General features: G+C 60.6%; 11 protein-coding genes and 4 tRNA genes. 7 read left to right on the top strand and 8 right to left on the bottom strand.

The features are described 5' to 3' along the window. Positions 1-57 precede the first annotated feature (57 nt). Positions 58-1,875, top strand: coding sequence for a di-heme-cytochrome C peroxidase (locus IHQ43_RS08745; protein WP_425220295.1), 1,818 nt, complete (start codon positions 58-60; stop codon positions 1,873-1,875). A 26-nt stretch (positions 1,876-1,901) separates the two neighbouring features. Next, the gene (locus IHQ43_RS08740) at positions 1,902-3,038 is read left to right on the top strand and encodes a catalase family protein (RefSeq protein WP_192564964.1); all 1,137 of its coding nucleotides are present in this window, start codon (positions 1,902-1,904) and stop codon (positions 3,036-3,038) included. Positions 3,039-3,183: 145 nt separating this feature from the next. Here the strand turns inward: IHQ43_RS08740 and IHQ43_RS08735 are convergent. The 4 genes from IHQ43_RS08735 to IHQ43_RS08720 all read right to left on the bottom strand — a co-directional run bounded on the left by IHQ43_RS08735 (position 3,184) and on the right by IHQ43_RS08720 (position 3,717). Beyond that, positions 3,184-3,260 (bottom strand) — tRNA-Asp (locus tag IHQ43_RS08735). Positions 3,261-3,279: 19 nt separating this feature from the next. After that, positions 3,280-3,355, bottom strand: a tRNA-Val gene (locus IHQ43_RS08730). Positions 3,356-3,545: 190 nt separating this feature from the next. Beyond that, positions 3,546-3,622, bottom strand: a tRNA-Asp gene (locus tag IHQ43_RS08725). A gap of 19 nt (positions 3,623-3,641) precedes the next feature. Next, a tRNA-Val gene (locus IHQ43_RS08720) sits at positions 3,642-3,717 on the bottom strand. Between the two features lie 159 nt (positions 3,718-3,876). On the opposite strand from IHQ43_RS08720, the gene rdgC reads away from it, so the two are divergent. The 3 genes from rdgC to sugE all read left to right on the top strand — a co-directional run bounded on the left by rdgC (position 3,877) and on the right by sugE (position 6,358). Then, positions 3,877-4,797: a recombination-associated protein RdgC gene (gene rdgC, locus IHQ43_RS08715; protein WP_007950430.1), complete on the top strand. Its 921-nt coding sequence runs from the start codon at positions 3,877-3,879 to the stop codon at positions 4,795-4,797. A gap of 162 nt (positions 4,798-4,959) precedes the next feature. After that, on the top strand, positions 4,960-5,925 hold the full coding sequence (locus IHQ43_RS08710) for a bile acid:sodium symporter family protein (protein ID WP_192564061.1): 966 nt from the start codon (positions 4,960-4,962) through the stop codon (positions 5,923-5,925). A 118-nt stretch (positions 5,926-6,043) separates the two neighbouring features. Beyond that, positions 6,044-6,358: a quaternary ammonium compound efflux SMR transporter SugE gene (sugE, locus tag IHQ43_RS08705; RefSeq protein ID WP_039769847.1), complete on the top strand. Its 315-nt coding sequence runs from the start codon at positions 6,044-6,046 to the stop codon at positions 6,356-6,358. A 122-nt stretch (positions 6,359-6,480) separates the two neighbouring features. On the opposite strand, the gene IHQ43_RS08700 is transcribed toward sugE, so the two are convergent. The 4 genes from IHQ43_RS08700 to IHQ43_RS08685 all read right to left on the bottom strand — a co-directional run bounded on the left by IHQ43_RS08700 (position 6,481) and on the right by IHQ43_RS08685 (position 11,275). Next, positions 6,481-8,355, bottom strand: coding sequence for an MFS transporter (locus IHQ43_RS08700; protein WP_192564060.1), 1,875 nt, complete (start codon positions 8,353-8,355; stop codon positions 6,481-6,483). 110 nt (positions 8,356-8,465) lie between these two features. Continuing rightward, the gene (locus IHQ43_RS08695) at positions 8,466-9,617 is read right to left on the bottom strand and encodes a TDT family transporter (RefSeq protein ID WP_192564059.1); all 1,152 of its coding nucleotides are present in this window, start codon (positions 9,615-9,617) and stop codon (positions 8,466-8,468) included. A 105-nt stretch (positions 9,618-9,722) separates the two neighbouring features. Continuing rightward, positions 9,723-10,034: a cupin domain-containing protein gene (locus IHQ43_RS08690; protein WP_192564058.1), complete on the bottom strand. Its 312-nt coding sequence runs from the start codon at positions 10,032-10,034 to the stop codon at positions 9,723-9,725. 53 nt (positions 10,035-10,087) lie between these two features. Then, complete coding sequence (locus IHQ43_RS08685; RefSeq protein ID WP_192564057.1) at positions 10,088-11,275, bottom strand: MFS transporter; 1,188 nt, start codon at positions 11,273-11,275, stop codon at positions 10,088-10,090. 91 nt (positions 11,276-11,366) lie between these two features. Between IHQ43_RS08685 and IHQ43_RS08680 the strand changes: the two genes are divergently transcribed. Both IHQ43_RS08680 and IHQ43_RS08675 read left to right on the top strand, forming a co-directional pair. Further along, positions 11,367-11,909 carry a TetR/AcrR family transcriptional regulator gene (locus IHQ43_RS08680; protein ID WP_192564056.1) on the top strand — a complete coding sequence of 181 codons (543 nt, stop codon included), beginning with the start codon at positions 11,367-11,369 and terminating at the stop codon, positions 11,907-11,909. Between the two features lie 134 nt (positions 11,910-12,043). Then, the gene (locus tag IHQ43_RS08675; protein ID WP_192564055.1) at positions 12,044-15,514 is read left to right on the top strand and encodes a hybrid sensor histidine kinase/response regulator; all 3,471 of its coding nucleotides are present in this window, start codon (positions 12,044-12,046) and stop codon (positions 15,512-15,514) included. The last annotated feature ends 1 nt before the right edge of the window (position 15,515 follow it).

The raw sequence follows: 15,515 nt of genomic DNA, 5'->3' as shown, positions 1-15,515 counted from the left end.
TGGCCACTTGCCGCACAGGACTCGGCTCAGGCATAACAGCGCAACAACTCGACAAGGATGTTCATCTTGCGCTTCTTATACCGTGTGTTGACGCTGATCGTGGTGCTGCTGGGACTGGTTCTGGCGGTGGTTCTTTACTATGTGGCCAATCCGAGGTTGCCCTTCCCCGCCCCTGCAAAACAGGTGCATTACCTGAACCAGTGGACTGAGCAAGAGCGTCAGACCTACTACTTCACCCCGCAGGGGACGCAGGTCAAAGGCCTTCGTTACGAATGGTTTGAGGCGCTGGAGCTGCCGTTCTCGCAGCAACGCTTTGCCTCCCCGGAATACCTCGCGCGCTTCGGCTTTCTGATCGATCCGCAGCAAAAAGCCACCCCGGACAATCCGGGGAATCTGCCGGTGGGTTTCGCCCGGCATCAGAATCCCGGCAGTTCCGAGCAATATCTCGACATCACTTGTGCGGCCTGCCATACCGGTGAATTGCACTTCAATGGCCAGGCGATACGCATCGACGGCGGTTCGGCTCAGCATGTGTTGCCCTCCAGCGTTCCGACATTGCGCGGCGGCAGTTTCGGACAGGCATTGGTCGCAAGCCTCACCTCGACCTACTACAACCCATGGAAATTCGAGCGCTTCGCCCGCCACGTGCTGGGCAACGACTACGACGCACGCCACGAACAACTGCGCAAAGACTTCAAAGGCTCACTGAATACCTTTATCAAAGTGGCCTGGAACGACACCCATCGCGGCCTCTACCCCACCGAAGAAGGCCCGGGCCGCACCGATGCCTTCGGTCGCATTGCCAACGCGACCTTCGGCGATGCGATCTCCCCGAGCAATTACCGCGTAGCCAACGCCCCGGTGGATTACCCGCAGCTGTGGGACATGTGGACGTTCGACTGGGTGCAGTGGAACGGTTCGGCGCAACAACCGATGGCGCGCAACATCGGCGAGGCGCTGGGTGTCGGCGCCACTCTGAATTTCTTCGACGCCAACGGCCAGCCGCTACAGGGAGATGAGCGCTATGCCTCCAGCGTACGTGTGCGTGATCTGCACAAGATCGAAGAAACCCTGCAAAAGCTGCGGCCGCCGGCATGGCCTGAAGAAGTGCTAGGCGTCGTCGACAAACCCTTGGCAGCCAGGGGGCGAGCCTTGTTCGCCGAGAACTGCGCCGGATGCCATGTTCCGCGTCAGACCCAGGAAGGCGAGCGCTGGGTGCAACATCTGCACATGCTCCCGGTGGACGTGATCGGCACCGACCCGAATGCCGCCAACAACATTGCCAATCACCGTTTCGACCTAACCGCCCTGCAATGGAACCCGGCGGAACTCGAACAAATGGACGTGAAGTTGCACCCCAAACCCAAGGAACCGCTGGACCTCAGCCAGCTGTCAGTGGCCAAGGGGCTGGCTTACGTCACCGCCTTCGTGGAAAACCGTGCCTATCGCGAAGCGGGCATCACCGCCGCCGAGAAACCACAACTCGATGGCTTCGGTCTACCGATCGGCGTTCGCGAAAAAGTCGCCTACAAGGCGCGTCCGCTCGCCGGCGTATGGGCCACGGCCCCGTTCCTGCACAACGGCTCGGTGCCGAGCCTTTATCAGTTGCTGTCGCCTCAGGATGAGCGCGCCACCACGTTCTATAAAGGCACCTTCGAATACGACCCGCGCCATCTGGGCTACCGCACCGAAGCCTTCACCAACGGCTTCCTGTTCGACACCCGCATCACCGGCAATCACAACAGCGGCCACGAATTCCGCGCCGGCGAGCGCGGCAACGGGGTGATCGGCCGACTGCTGCAGCCAGAAGAACGCTGGGCGCTGCTCGAATACCTGAAAGTGCTGGGCGGCCCGCTGGAGGCGCAACTGCCATGATCTTCAATTCCTTCAAAAGACCTTCGATGCTGGCGCGTTTCTGGCTCTGGCTGGGACGGTTACTGGGCAAAACCTTGTTGATCCTGCTGGTGATCGGCCTGATTGGCTGGGCCCTGACCACCGCGTGGTTCGCCTGGCAGTACCGTGGCCCGGTGTCGGCGCTCGAGCAGATTCCGGACGGCGAAGCCGCCATGACCCAGGATGTGATTCAGACCGCCGTGCGCATCGTCGATCAGCACCGCGAAAGCACCCGCTACCTGCGCGATGCCCATGCCAAAGCCCACGGCTGCGTGAAGGCCGACGTGCAGGTGTTGCCGGATCTGGCTCAGGAATTGCGCCAGGGCGTCTTCAGCGAACCGGGCAAGCTGTGGAAAGCGACGATGCGTCTGTCCAACGGCAACGCCTATCCGCAATTCGACAGCATCCGCGATGCCCGGGGCATGGCGCTCAAATTGCTCGATGTGCCGGGCAAGCAGTTGCTGGGTGACCGTCAGGGGCTGCACGAGCAGGATTTCGTGATGTTCAGCCATCCGAACTTCTTTGTCAGCGATGTCGCCGAGTACCGTCAGAATGTGGCGGCGCAGGCTGACGGCAAGAAGATCATGGCGTTTTTTCCGGGGTGGGATCCGCGCAGTTGGCAGATCCGGCATCTGTTCATTGCGCTGGCAACCCTTTCGCCACCGCCGGAAAGCCCGACCCGCACGACATATTTCTCGGTATCGCCCTACAAGTTCGGCGAGGCCAATGCCAAGTTCCGGGTGATGCCGGATCCGGAGCGCTGCCCTGCTTATACCTTGCCGAAACAGAACCAGGATCTGCCGAACTTCCTGCGCAATGCATTGAATCAACAACTGTCGACAGACCGGATACCGGCGTGTTTCGTGTTGCAGATCCAGCGGCAGGACGCGAACAAGTACATGCCGATCGAAGACACCAGCATCGAATGGCGCGAACAGGACAGCCCATTCCAGACAGTGGCCAGGATCACCCTGCTCCCGCAGGACTTCGACACCCCGGCGCTGAACCTGCAATGCGACAACCTGTCGTTCAATCCCTGGTTCGGCATCGATGCCCATCGCCCGATTGGCGGGATCAACCGGTTGCGCAAAGCGGTGTATGAAGCGGTCAGCGATTACCGCCACAGCCGCAACTCGGCGCAATAGCAGCGCCAGAAACGAAAAAAGCGACCGTCAAAGGTCGCTTTCGCATGTTCTGGCCCGGCAAAAGCCAAATCCCGGACAGCAAAAAGCCCGCACAAGGCGGGCTTTCTGTGGTGATCTGGCGTTCAGTGTTCCAGATTACCGAATATGGCGCAGCGGACGGGACTCGAACCCGCGACCCCCGGCGTGACAGGCCGGTATTCTAACCGACTGAACTACCGCTGCGCGAAACGCTTGAAACGAATGGTGGGTGATGACGGGATCGAACCGCCGACATTCTGCTTGTAAGGCAGACGCTCTCCCAGCTGAGCTAATCACCCTTCGCTTCGTTACGGGGCGCATTATGCCACAGATTTTCGTAATGTGTTGATTTAATTGAAGTTTTTTTCAAATAAATCCGAAAACCGGTGAAACGACACATCCCGCAGGTACAACTCGAGGCAGAAAAAAACCCGCCTTGGCGGGTTTTTCCGTGGTGACCTGGCGTTCAGTGTTCCAGGTTACCGAATATGGCGCAGCGGACGGGACTCGAACCCGCGACCCCCGGCGTGACAGGCCGGTATTCTAACCGACTGAACTACCGCTGCGCTAAACACTTGAAACGAATGGTGGGTGATGACGGGATCGAACCGCCGACATTCTGCTTGTAAGGCAGACGCTCTCCCAGCTGAGCTAATCACCCTTCGCTTCGGTGTGGCGCGCATTCTACGGAGCGACCCAACCTCTGGCAAGCACTTTTTTAATTAATTTTCTTAGCCCTTCCAAAGGCTTAGAGAAGGGTTGGCCTATGACCCGGCGAAGACAATAATGCCCCCCTTTGTATAAAGGAGAGACTCACCCCATGTGGTTCAAAAACCTGCTTATCTATCGCCTGACCCAAGACCTGCCTGTCGATGCCGAGGCGCTGGAAACTGCACTGGCCACCAAACTGGCGCGTCCATGTGCAAGCCAGGAGTTGACCACCTACGGTTTCGTCGCGCCGTTCGGCAAGGGCGAAGATGCTCCACTGGTGCACGTCAGCGGTGACTTCCTGCTGATCTCCGCCCGTAAAGAAGAACGCATCCTGCCGGGCAGCGTCGTGCGCGATGCAGTCAAGGAAAAGGTCGAAGAGATCGAAGCCGAGCAGATGCGCAAGGTCTATAAGAAGGAACGCGATCAGATCAAGGATGAAATCATCCAGGCGTTCCTGCCGCGCGCCTTTATCCGCCGCTCGTCAACCTTCGCCGCTATCGCGCCGAAACAGGGTCTGATCCTGGTCAACTCGGCCAGCCCGAAACGCGCCGAAGACCTCCTCTCCACCCTGCGTGAAGTGATCGGTACCCTGCCGGTTCGCCCGCTGACCGTGAAAACCGCGCCGACCGCCGTGATGACCGAATGGGTCACCACCCAGCAAGCCGCTCCGGACTTCTTCGTTCTGGACGAGTGCGAATTGCGCGACACCCACGAAGACGGCGGCATCGTGCGTTGCAAGCGTCAGGACCTGACCAGCGAAGAAATCCAGCTGCACCTGAGCACCGGCAAAGTGGTGACTCAACTGTCGCTGGCCTGGCAGGACAAACTGTCGTTCATGCTCGACGACAAGATGACCGTCAAACGTCTGAAATTCGAAGACCTGTTGCAGGATCAGGCGGAACAGGACGGTGGCGACGAAGCCCTCGGTCAACTGGACGCCAGCTTCACCCTGATGATGCTGACGTTCGGCGACTTCCTCCCGGCGCTGGTTGAAGCACTGGGCGGCGAAGAGACTCCGCAAGGGATCTAAGCATAAAGCGGTTTCAACTGAAGAAACCGAGTCAAGTGTGGGAGCTGGCTTGCCAGCGATAGCGGTGTTACAGATAGCTCAAATCGCGTCTGACATGCCGTCATCGCTGGCAAGCCAGCTCCCACAATGTTTTGTGTTGTCATTAATAATAAGGAACAGGCCATGCGCGCACTGGCTGCACTGAGTCGTTTTGTCGGCAACACCTTCGCTTACTGGGTCCTGATTTTCGCGGTGATCGCGTTCCTGCAACCGGCCTGGTTCCTCGGCCTCAAAGGCGCGATCGTGCCGCTGCTCGGGCTGGTGATGTTCGGCATGGGCCTGACTCTGAAACTCGACGACTTCGCCGCCGTCGCCCGCCATCCGTGGCGTGTGGCGCTGGGCGTAGTTGCGCATTTCGTGATCATGCCGGGGATGGCATGGTTGCTTTGCCAGGTTTTTCACCTGCCGCCGGAAATCGCCGTCGGGGTGATTCTGGTCGGTTGCTGCCCGAGCGGCACCTCATCGAACGTCATGACCTGGCTGGCCCGTGGCGACCTGGCGCTGTCGGTGGCCATCGCCGCCGTTACCACCCTCCTCGCCCCACTGCTGACCCCGGCGCTGATCTGGCTGTTGGCTTCGGCGTGGTTGCCGGTTTCGTTCATGGAATTGTTCTGGTCGATCCTGCAAGTGGTCCTGCTGCCGATCATCCTCGGCGTGGTCGCGCAACGGGTGCTTGGTGACAAGGTGCGCCACGCGGTGGAAGTGTTGCCGCTGGTGTCGGTGGTCAGCATCGTGATCATCGTCGCCGCCGTGGTCGCCGCCAGCCAGGCGAAAATCGCCGAATCCGGCCTGCTGATCATGGCTGTGGTGATGCTGCACAACAGCTTCGGCTATTTGCTGGGTTATTTCACCGGACGCCTGTTTGGTCTGCCACTGCCTCAGCGCAAATCCCTGGCGCTGGAAGTCGGCATGCAGAACTCGGGATTGGGTGCTGCGCTGGCCAGTGCGCACTTCTCACCGCTGGCGGCAGTGCCGAGCGCTCTGTTCAGTGTGTGGCACAACATTTCCGGGGCGCTGCTTTCGACGTACTTCCGACGGATGAGCGAAAAAGAAGACCGTGAGGCGCTGGCGCAAAAAGCGGCCGACTGATCCCGGATCAAGGCGCGGCGCACAATTTTAGGTAGTATGTGCGCCACGCGGGGACGACCCTGCGGCTCAATCGAGTTTTCAATCTGGGGACGGCCCCGTCAATCGATGGAGGTCTTTCATGTCCTGGATCATTCTGTTTTTCGCCGGCCTGTTCGAAGTCGGCTGGGCCGTCGGCCTCAAATACACCGATGGCTTCACCCGTCCGCTTCCGACCGTTCTCACCGTTGCCGCCATGGCAGTCAGCTTGGGCTTGCTGGGTCTGGCGATGAAGGAATTGCCGCTGGGCACGGCTTATGCGATCTGGACTGGCGTCGGTGCCGTGGGCACGGTGATTGCCGGGATCATTCTGTTTGGCGAGTCGATGGCGTTGATTCGGCTGGCCAGCGTGGCGTTGATCGTCACCGGGTTGATCGGGCTCAAGGTCAGCGCTTGAGCCACTACTGCCATCGCGAGCAAGCTCGCTCCCACAGGTTTTCGGGTGTGCACAAAATCTGTGCTCTCTGAAGATCCTGTGGGAGCCGGGCTTGCCCGCGATGAGGCCAGCACAGCCAATGATTATCTGACTGACCCGCGCAACTCCCCGACCAACGCCTGCAATTCAACCGGTTGCGCTGCTTCAACGGCAACCGGCGAACCCGCCACCAGCGTCACCCGTGACCACAAGCGCCGGAACAGTCCCTTGTTCGGATCGCGACTGAAGAAACTCCCCCACAACCCCTGCAACGCCAGCGGAATCACTGGCACCGGTGTCTCTTCGAGAATCCGCGTCAGCCCGCCCTTGAACTCGTTGATCTCGCCATCGGCGGTCAACCTGCCTTCCGGGAAGATGCAGACAAGCTCACCGTCCTTCAGATACTGGGCAATCCGGGTGAAGGCCTTTTCGTAAATCTGAATGTCTTCCTGACGTCCGGCGATAGGAATGGTCCCCGCCGTGCGGAAGATAAAGTTCAGCACTGGCAGGTTGTAGATCTTGTAGTACATGACAAAGCGAATCGGCCGACGCACCGCGCCGCCAATCAGCAACGCATCGACAAACGAAACGTGATTGCACACGAGCAAGGCCGCGCCTTCATCGGGAATCGCTTCAAGGTTGCGATGCTCGACGCGGTACATGGAATGGCTGAGCAGCCAGATCATGAAACGCATACTGAACTCGGGGACGATCTTGAAGATGTAGGCGTTGACGCCGATGTTCAGCAGCGACACCACCAGGAACAGCTGCGGAATCGACAGCTTGACCACGCTCAGCAACACGATGGATACGATGGCCGAAATCACCATGAACAGCGCGTTGAGAATGTTGTTGGCGGCAATCACCCGCGCCCGCTCGTTCTCGGCGGTACGCGACTGAATCAGCGCGTACAGCGGCACGATGTAGAAACCGCCAAAGATGCCGAGGCCGAGAATATCGACCAATACGGCCCAGGCGTGACCGAAGCCGAGCACTTCAGTCCAGCTGTGGCCAACGGCGCTCTCCGGAATTCCGCCGGAGTGCCACCACAGCAACAGCCCGAAAACCGTCAGGCCAAACGAACCGAACGGCACCAGACCGATCTCGACTTTGCGCCCGGATAGCTTCTCGCACAGCATCGAACCCAGTGCGATACCGACCGAAAACACGGTAAGGATCAGGGTGACCACGGTTTCGTCACCGTGCATCCACTCCTTGGCATAGGCCGGAATCTGCGTCAGATAAATCGCCCCGACGAACCAGAACCACGAGTTGCCGACAATCGAGCGCGACACTGCTGGCGTCTGCCCGAGGCCCAGTTTCAAGGTCGCCCAGGATTGACTGAAGATGTTCCAGTTCAAGCGCATTTCCGGGGTCGCCGCCGCAGCGCGAGGAATGCTGCGACTGGCCAGATAACCCAGCACGGCGATGCCGACAATTGCGGCGGACACCACCGGCGCGTAATTGGCCGACGACATCATCACCCCGGCGCCGATAGTCCCGGCCAGGATCGCCAGGAACGTGCCCATTTCCACCAGCCCGTTGCCGCCGACCAGTTCGTCGTCGCGCAATGCCTGGGGCAGGATCGAATATTTCACCGGCCCGAACAGTGCCGAGTGCGTGCCCATGGCGAACAGCGCCACCAGCATCAATGACAAGTGATCGAACAGGAAGCCGACGGATCCCACGGCCATGATGGCGATTTCTGCCAGTTTTATCAGACGGATCAACGCGTCCTTGGCGAATTTTTCCCCGAACTGTCCGGCAAGCGCCGAAAACAGAAAGAACGGCAGGATAAACAGCAGCGCACACAGGTTGACCCAGATCGAGCGGTCACCTTCGATGGTCAGCCGGTAGAGAATGGCGAGGATCAGCGACTGCTTGAACACGTTGTCGTTGAACGCGCCCAGCGACTGGGTGATGAAGAACGGCAGGAAGCGCCGGGTGCGCAGCAGGTTGAACTGTGAGGGGTGACTCATCTTCCGTGTGACCCTGTTGTTTTTGGAAAGAGAAGGTAGCGAGTGGCCTGGCTACGCTTATAAGAATCTCGAACCGCGATCCGGGCCACACATTACCTAATCTTCGCAGGTTATTTCTTCAAACCTGCAATGCACGGTGAAACAAACAGCTCGCCGCGCCACGCACCTTGCAGCGTGCGTTTACCGACGATCAGCCACATCACCGCCAGCAACGTCACCAGTACACAACCGGCCACACTGAAGAACGTCAGGTGCAACGTGCTGCCCAGTTTCAGAGTCGCCAGCGAATAAACGCCCAGCGGGAAGGTAAATCCCCACCAGCCAAGGTTGAACGGGATGCCGTCACGCAGGTATCGCACGGTGATCAGCAGCGCCATCAACATCCACCACAAACCGAAGCCCCACAAGGTGATCCCGGCGACCACCCCCAGGCCCGAAGCGATTTCACCGACGCCCGGCAGACCATTGGCCGCAAAGATCGCCGGGGCATCGCCGCCCAGCAGCAACATGCCCAAGGCGCCGGTGCCGATCGGCCCAAGGGCGAGCCAACTCGAGGCCGCCATGTTTTCGTGGGGCAGCTTGTGCAAGGCCATTCGCAACAACAGGATGGTCAGAATGCTGAACGCCACCGGCAGAGAAAATGCCCAGAGTACGTAGCTGGTCACCAACACCACCAGTTGCGAGTGCGCATCGGCGAGATGCGGTGCCAGCAGTCCACCGCTGGCCGCCGCCACTTCCGCCGCCACTACCGGCAGCAGCCAGACAGCGGTCATCTGATCAATGCTGTGTTCCTGACGGGTGAACATCATGTAGGGAATCAGCACGCCGCAGGCCAGCGACATCGCCACGTCCAGCCACCACAGCACTTCGGCGAGATGAATGACGCCCTCGCCCCAGCGCGGCAGACCGAACAGCAGAACGCCGTTGATGATGGTCGCCAGTCCCATCGGGATGGTGCCGAAGAACATCGAAACCGTGGAATGGCCGAAGATCCGCCGCGCCTCGTCGAAGAACAGAATCCAGCGTGCCGCGTAGGCAGCGGTAAACAGCACGAACAACAGAATGTTGAACAGCCACAGACCTTCGGCCACGGCGTGCAGGCCGGGAATGGACACCGGCAATTGCGCCAGCGCCAACGCCAGCACGCCGGTGCCCATGGTCGCGGCGAACCAGTTCGGGGTGAATTGGCGGATCACTTCACGCGGGTGTTGAAGCTGGCTGAATGGCTTGATGCCAGGTTTGGCGCTGTTAGGGCAAATCATCATGAACTCCTGTCCTCAGGTGAGGTTGAGTTCATGGTAGAACCGAATCGAATATCTATATAACGGGTAATATCTCTAACTGTTATCTGTTTTGTAGATATGAGGTCAGACACTGCCTTCGGTTTCGATCACCAGAATCCGCGCCGCGCCTTGAGGATGAGCGACGTGTTCGGTACCGATGGACGCGTAGAAGATGTCGCCAACGTCGAGCAAGGCCTGCTTCTCCTCACCTTCTTCGCGATAGTGCATGAGCACTTTGCCGTCGAGTACCACAAACACCTCTTCACCGTCATTGACGTGCCATTTGTACGGCTGGTCGGTCCAGTGCAGACGCGTGGTGATGCCGTTCATGTTGGCGATGTCGAGCGCGCCCCAGGCGCGCTCGGCGGTGAAGGTCTTGCTGCGGATAATCTTCATGCGTCGATCCGTGAAAAGAAGGGGCTGGCCAAGGCTAACCGAATCCAGAGGTGTTATGGAGTGCTGCAGGTCTTGGCCGCTTGCGCCCGGAAACTCATCAGCAGCGCACCGACCGCCAGCACAATCAGCACCGCACCATATACATCGGTGGTGGCCAGCAGGCCCACGCTATGGGTGAAGTGCCCGGCCAGCAACGCCGGCAGGCAGAACGCCAGGTAACTCAGCACATAAAACGCCGACATCAGTCCGGCACGTTCATGAGGCAATGCCAGCGGCACCAGACTGCGCACTGCACCGAGAAAACCAGAGCCAAAGCCACAACCGGCCACCAGCGTGCCAAAGAAGAACAGCGACAGACTGGCGCTGTGTACGCCCAGCAAAATCAGCACGATACCGGCCGGCAGCAGGCTCGCCCCGAGTTGAAGCGCCCGGGAGGCCGGACGATTGCGCAACGTGAAGATCATCAACGCACCGGTCACGGTCAGCGCAGCAACGGTCGCGCCGCCGATCAGGTTGGAGGTGGAACCGGTGGCCGTGCGCACCAGCGATGGGGCCAGCGAGGCATAAAAACCGCCGAGCGCCCAGGTCGCGGTGTTCAGCGGCAAGACTCGCCAAAGCGTCGAACGCGCCTGCACCGGCACATGCAGGGTCGGCCGCAACGAGGCCCATGCCCCGGCCTGCGGCGAAACGCTTTCCGGCAGGCGCCAGACATAAATGCCCTGCAACACAAACAGCGCGAGCAACAACCAATAGGTCAACTGCAAAGGCGCCGGGGCGAACTCGGCCAGCAAGCCGCAGCCCATCCCGCCCAAAGCCATGCCCAGCAACGGCGCAACGCTGTTGATCAGCGGACCCTGCTGACGGTCGGTGTCCAGCAGCGTCGCGCTCAACACGGCGGTGGCCATGCCGGTGGCGAAACCTTGCAGCACTCGCGCGCCGATCAGCCAGCCCACGCTGTCGGCGTAGATAAACAGCAGCATCGCCAGCGCGTTGAGCGTCACGGCGGTGAAGATCACCGGTTTGCGTCCCAGGTGATCCGACAGCGAACCGACCGTCAACAACGCGGCCAGCAGACTGAGGGCGTAGACGCCGAAAATCAGGGTCAGTACCGCCGCCGAAAAATGCAGCTGATCCTGATACAGGTGATACAACGGCGTCGGCGCAGTGGAAGCGGCGAGAAAACTCAGTAAGGTAATCGCCAGAAACCACAGGCTGGAACGGTGGGAAGCAAGGCTGGTCATGGGCACACTCCGCAAAAGCTAATTTTTTGCTTTTGCGGAGTGTGCTCTCGGCTTGCGCTTAAAGCAAATTCTTTGTGTTAAGGTCTGCCGCATGGCTATTAAAGAAGGTTTACGCCCCGGCGGTCGCAGTGCCCGGGTGCAGGAGTCGATTCATTCGGCAGTCCGCGCGCTTCTGCAAGAACAGGAGCGCTCGACGGTGACCGTCCCGCAAATTGCGGCGCGTGCCGGCGTGACGCCGTCGACGATTTATCGGCGCTGGGGAGATCTGGCCGCCTTGCTGGCCGATGTCGCCCTCGCCCGCATGCGCCCCGACAGCGAGCCGGCGCAAACCGGCAGCCTGCGCAGCGATATCCGCGCATGGGCCGAACAATATCTCGACGAAATGAGTTCTGAACCTGGGCGCAACATGATGCGCGACGTACAGGCGAGCGCGACGCCAGGCTTTTGCGTAACGATCATCGGCGCGCAATTGCAGACCATCATCAAGCGTCACCCAGAGGAAACGGCGCCGAGCGTGGACCGGCTGATCAATCTGGTGGTGTCCCCGGTGGTGTTCCGCATTCTGTTTTCGGCGGCGCCGCTGGAAGTCGAAGAACTGCACCGTCTGATCGACATCGCGCTCAAACCGGACTGACCCCGGAACTGCCCGGTTCTGTTCCTGCGACACCCCGCCGCGCCACGACCTTGGTCGACACTGACTAACCGCCGCGCCCGTGCGAGACTGTCTGACCGGACGTGAGTCCGGTCGTTTTCTGTCGGGAGTGTTCCATGTCGTTGTCCACCGGGCTGATCGCCGCCGTCGCCCTGGCCTATATGGCCATCATGTTCGCCATCGCCTTCTACGGCGACCGTCGCAGCACACCGCTGCCGCCACGGGTGCGTGCCTGGGTGTACAGCCTGTCGCTGGCGGTCTATTGCACCAGCTGGACGTTCTTCGGCGCGGTCGGCCAGGCCGCCGAACAACTGTGGTCATTTCTGCCGATCTACCTCGGGCCGATCCTGCTGCTTCTCGGTGCGCCGTGGGTACTGCAGAAAATGGTGATGATCAGCAAACAGGAGAACATCACTTCCATCGCCGACTTCATCGCCGCCCGTTACGGTAAATCCCAATCGCTGGCGGTGGTCGTCGCGCTGATCTGTCTGGTCGGCGTTCTGCCTTATATCGCCTTGCAACTCAAAGGCATCGTCCTCGGCGTGAACCTGCTGATCGGTGCCGGCGCCGACGCCATGGGCACCCGCGCCCAGGACACGGCGCTGATCGTGTCACTGGTGCTGGCGCTGTTCACGATCGTCTTCGGTACGCGCAACCTCGACGCCACCGAGCACCACCGCGGCATGGTGCTGGCGATTGCCTTTGAATCGCTGGTCAAGCTGTTCGCCTTCCTCGCCGTCGGCGCCTTCGTCACCTACGGCCTGTATGACGGTTTCGACGACCTGTTCAATCAGGCAATGCTCGCCCCGCGACTTGAGGAATACTGGAAAGAAACCATCAACTGGCCGTCGATGGTCGTGCAGACCGGCGTGGCGATGATGGCGATCATCTGCTTGCCCCGGCAGTTCCACGTGACGGTGGTCGAAAACATCGACCCGCAGGATCTGCGTCTGGCGAAATGGGTGTTTCCGGCCTACCTCGCACTGGCCGCGCTGTTTGTAGTCCCGATCGCCCTGGCCGGTCAGATGCTGCTGCCCAGTTCGGTCATCCCCGACTCTTTCGTTATCAGCCTTCCCTTGGCCCAGGCCCACCCGGCGCTGGCGATGCTGGCGTTCATCGGCGGTGCGTCGGCGGCCACCGGCATGGTGATCGTGGCGAGCGTGGCGCTGTCGACCATGGTCTCCAACGACATGCTGTTGCCGTGGCTGCTGCGCCGCAACAATGCCGAGCGCCCGTTCGAAGTGTTCCGCCAGTGGATGCTCTCGGTGCGTCGGGTCAGCATTGTGGTGATTCTGTTGCTGGCTTACGTCAGCTACCGCTTGCTCGGTTCCACCGCGAGCCTGGCGACCATCGGCCAGATCGCTTTCGCCGCGGTCACTCAACTGGCCCCGGCGATGCTCGGTGCGCTGTACTGGAAACAGGCCAACCGCCGCGGCGTGTTCGCCGGTCTCGCCGCCGGCACGTTCCTGTGGTTCTACACCTTGATCCTGCCGATTGCCGCCCGTAGCCTCGGCGTGCCGCTGGAGACTTTCCCGGGCCTCGCATGGCTTCACAGCAACCCGCTGAACCTGCCGATCACTCCGCTGACCCAAGGCGTGGTGCTGTCGCTGGCCGGTAACTTCACCCTGTTCGCCTGGGTCTCGGTGTTGTCGCGTACACGGGTGTCGGAACACTGGCAGGCCGGGCGTTTCATCGGTCAGGAAATCAGCGCTCGACCGAGTGCACGCTCGATGCTGGCGGTGCAGATCGACGATTTGCTGCAACTGGCGGCGCGATTTGTCGGTGAAGAACGCGCCCGACAGAGCTTCATCCGCTTCGCCTACCGCCAAGGCAAAGGCTTCAACCCGAACCAGAACGCCGACGGCGAATGGATCGCCCACACCGAGCGATTGCTGGCGGGTGTCCTTGGCGCCTCTTCGACCCGAGCTGTCGTAAAAGCCGCGATCGAAGGTCGGGAAATGCAGCTGGAGGACGTCGTCCGGATCGCCGACGAAGCGTCGGAAGTGTTGCAGTTCAACCGTGCGCTGCTGCAAGGCGCCATCGAAAACATTACCCAGGGCATCAGCGTGGTCGACCAGTCACTGAAACTGGTGGCCTGGAACCGGCGCTATCTGGAGCTGTTCAACTATCCGGACGGCTTGATCAGCGTCGGCCGGCCGATTGCCGACATCATCCGCCACAACGCCGAGCGCGGTTTGTGCGGTCCCGGTGAAGCGGAAGTTCACGTTGCCCGGCGCCTGCACTGGATGCGTCAGGGCCGCGCTCACACTTCCGAGCGACTGTTCCCCAACGGCCGGGTGATCGAGCTGATCGGCAATCCGATGCCCGGCGGCGGTTTCGTCATGAGTTTCACCGACATCACCGCGTTCCGCGAAGCCGAGCAGGCCCTGACTGAAGCCAACGAAGGGCTGGAGCAACGGGTCAGCGAACGGACTCAGGAACTGTCGCAACTCAACGTCGCGCTGACGGAAGCCAAGGGCAATGCCGAGGCGGCCAACCAGTCGAAAACCCGCTTCCTCGCAGCGGTGAGTCACGACCTGATGCAACCGTTGAACGCCGCGCGACTATTCTCCGCCGCCCTCTCCCATCAAGACGACGGCTTGAGCGGCGAAGCGCAGAAACTGGTGCAGCATCTGGACAGTTCGCTGCGTTCGGCCGAAGACCTGATCAGCGACCTGCTGGACATCTCGCGCCTGGAAAACGGCAAGATCAACCCGGATCGCAAGCCGTTCGTGGTCAATGAGCTGTTCGATATTCTCGGCGCGGAATTCAAGGCGCTGGCTCAGGAACAGGGCTTGAGTTTCCGGTTACGCGGAAGTCAGTTGCGCATCGACAGCGACATCAAGCTGCTGCGGCGCATTCTGCAGAATTTCCTGACCAACGCTTTCCGCTACGCAAAAGGCCCGGTGCTGCTGGGCGTGCGTCGGCGAAAAGGTGAAATCTGTCTGGAAGTGTGGGATCGCGGGCCGGGAATTCCGGAGGACAAACAACAAGTGATCTTCGAGGAATTCAAACGCCTCGACAGTCACCAGACCCGCGCTGAAAAAGGTCTGGGCCTGGGCCTGGCGATCGCCGATGGCCTGTGCCGCGTACTCGGCCATACCTTGCGCGTGCGCTCATGGCCGGGGCGCGGCAGCGTGTTCAGTGTTCGCGTGCCGCTGGCCAAAGCGCAGACCGTGCAGCCGCCAGCGGCGCTGGAAATCAATGGCAAATTGCACAGTGGCGCGCAGGTACTGTGCATCGACAACGAAGACAGCATTCTGATCGGCATGAACAGCCTGCTCACGCGCTGGGGCTGCCAAGTGTGGACGGCGCGCAACCGCGAAGAATGTGCGGCGCTGCTCGATGACGGCGTGCGGCCACAATTGGCCTTGGTCGACTATCACCTCGATCACGGCGAAACCGGCACCGATCTGATGGCCTGGTTGCGCACAAGGCTGGGCGAGCCGGTACCGGGCGTAGTGATCAGCGCCGATGGGCATCCGGAAACGGTGGCGCAGGTGCACGCGGCGGGACTGGATTACCTGGCCAAACCGGTGAAACCGGCGGCGTTGCGGGCGTTGTTGAGTCGCTATTTACCGCTCTAGC

This window comes from Pseudomonas gozinkensis, assembly GCF_014863585.1.
In the GTDB taxonomy this organism is placed as follows: Bacteria; Pseudomonadota; Gammaproteobacteria; order Pseudomonadales; family Pseudomonadaceae; genus Aquipseudomonas; species Aquipseudomonas gozinkensis.
The sequence above is the reverse complement of the archived record's forward strand: the minus strand, read 5'-3'. Positions and strand labels throughout refer to the sequence as shown.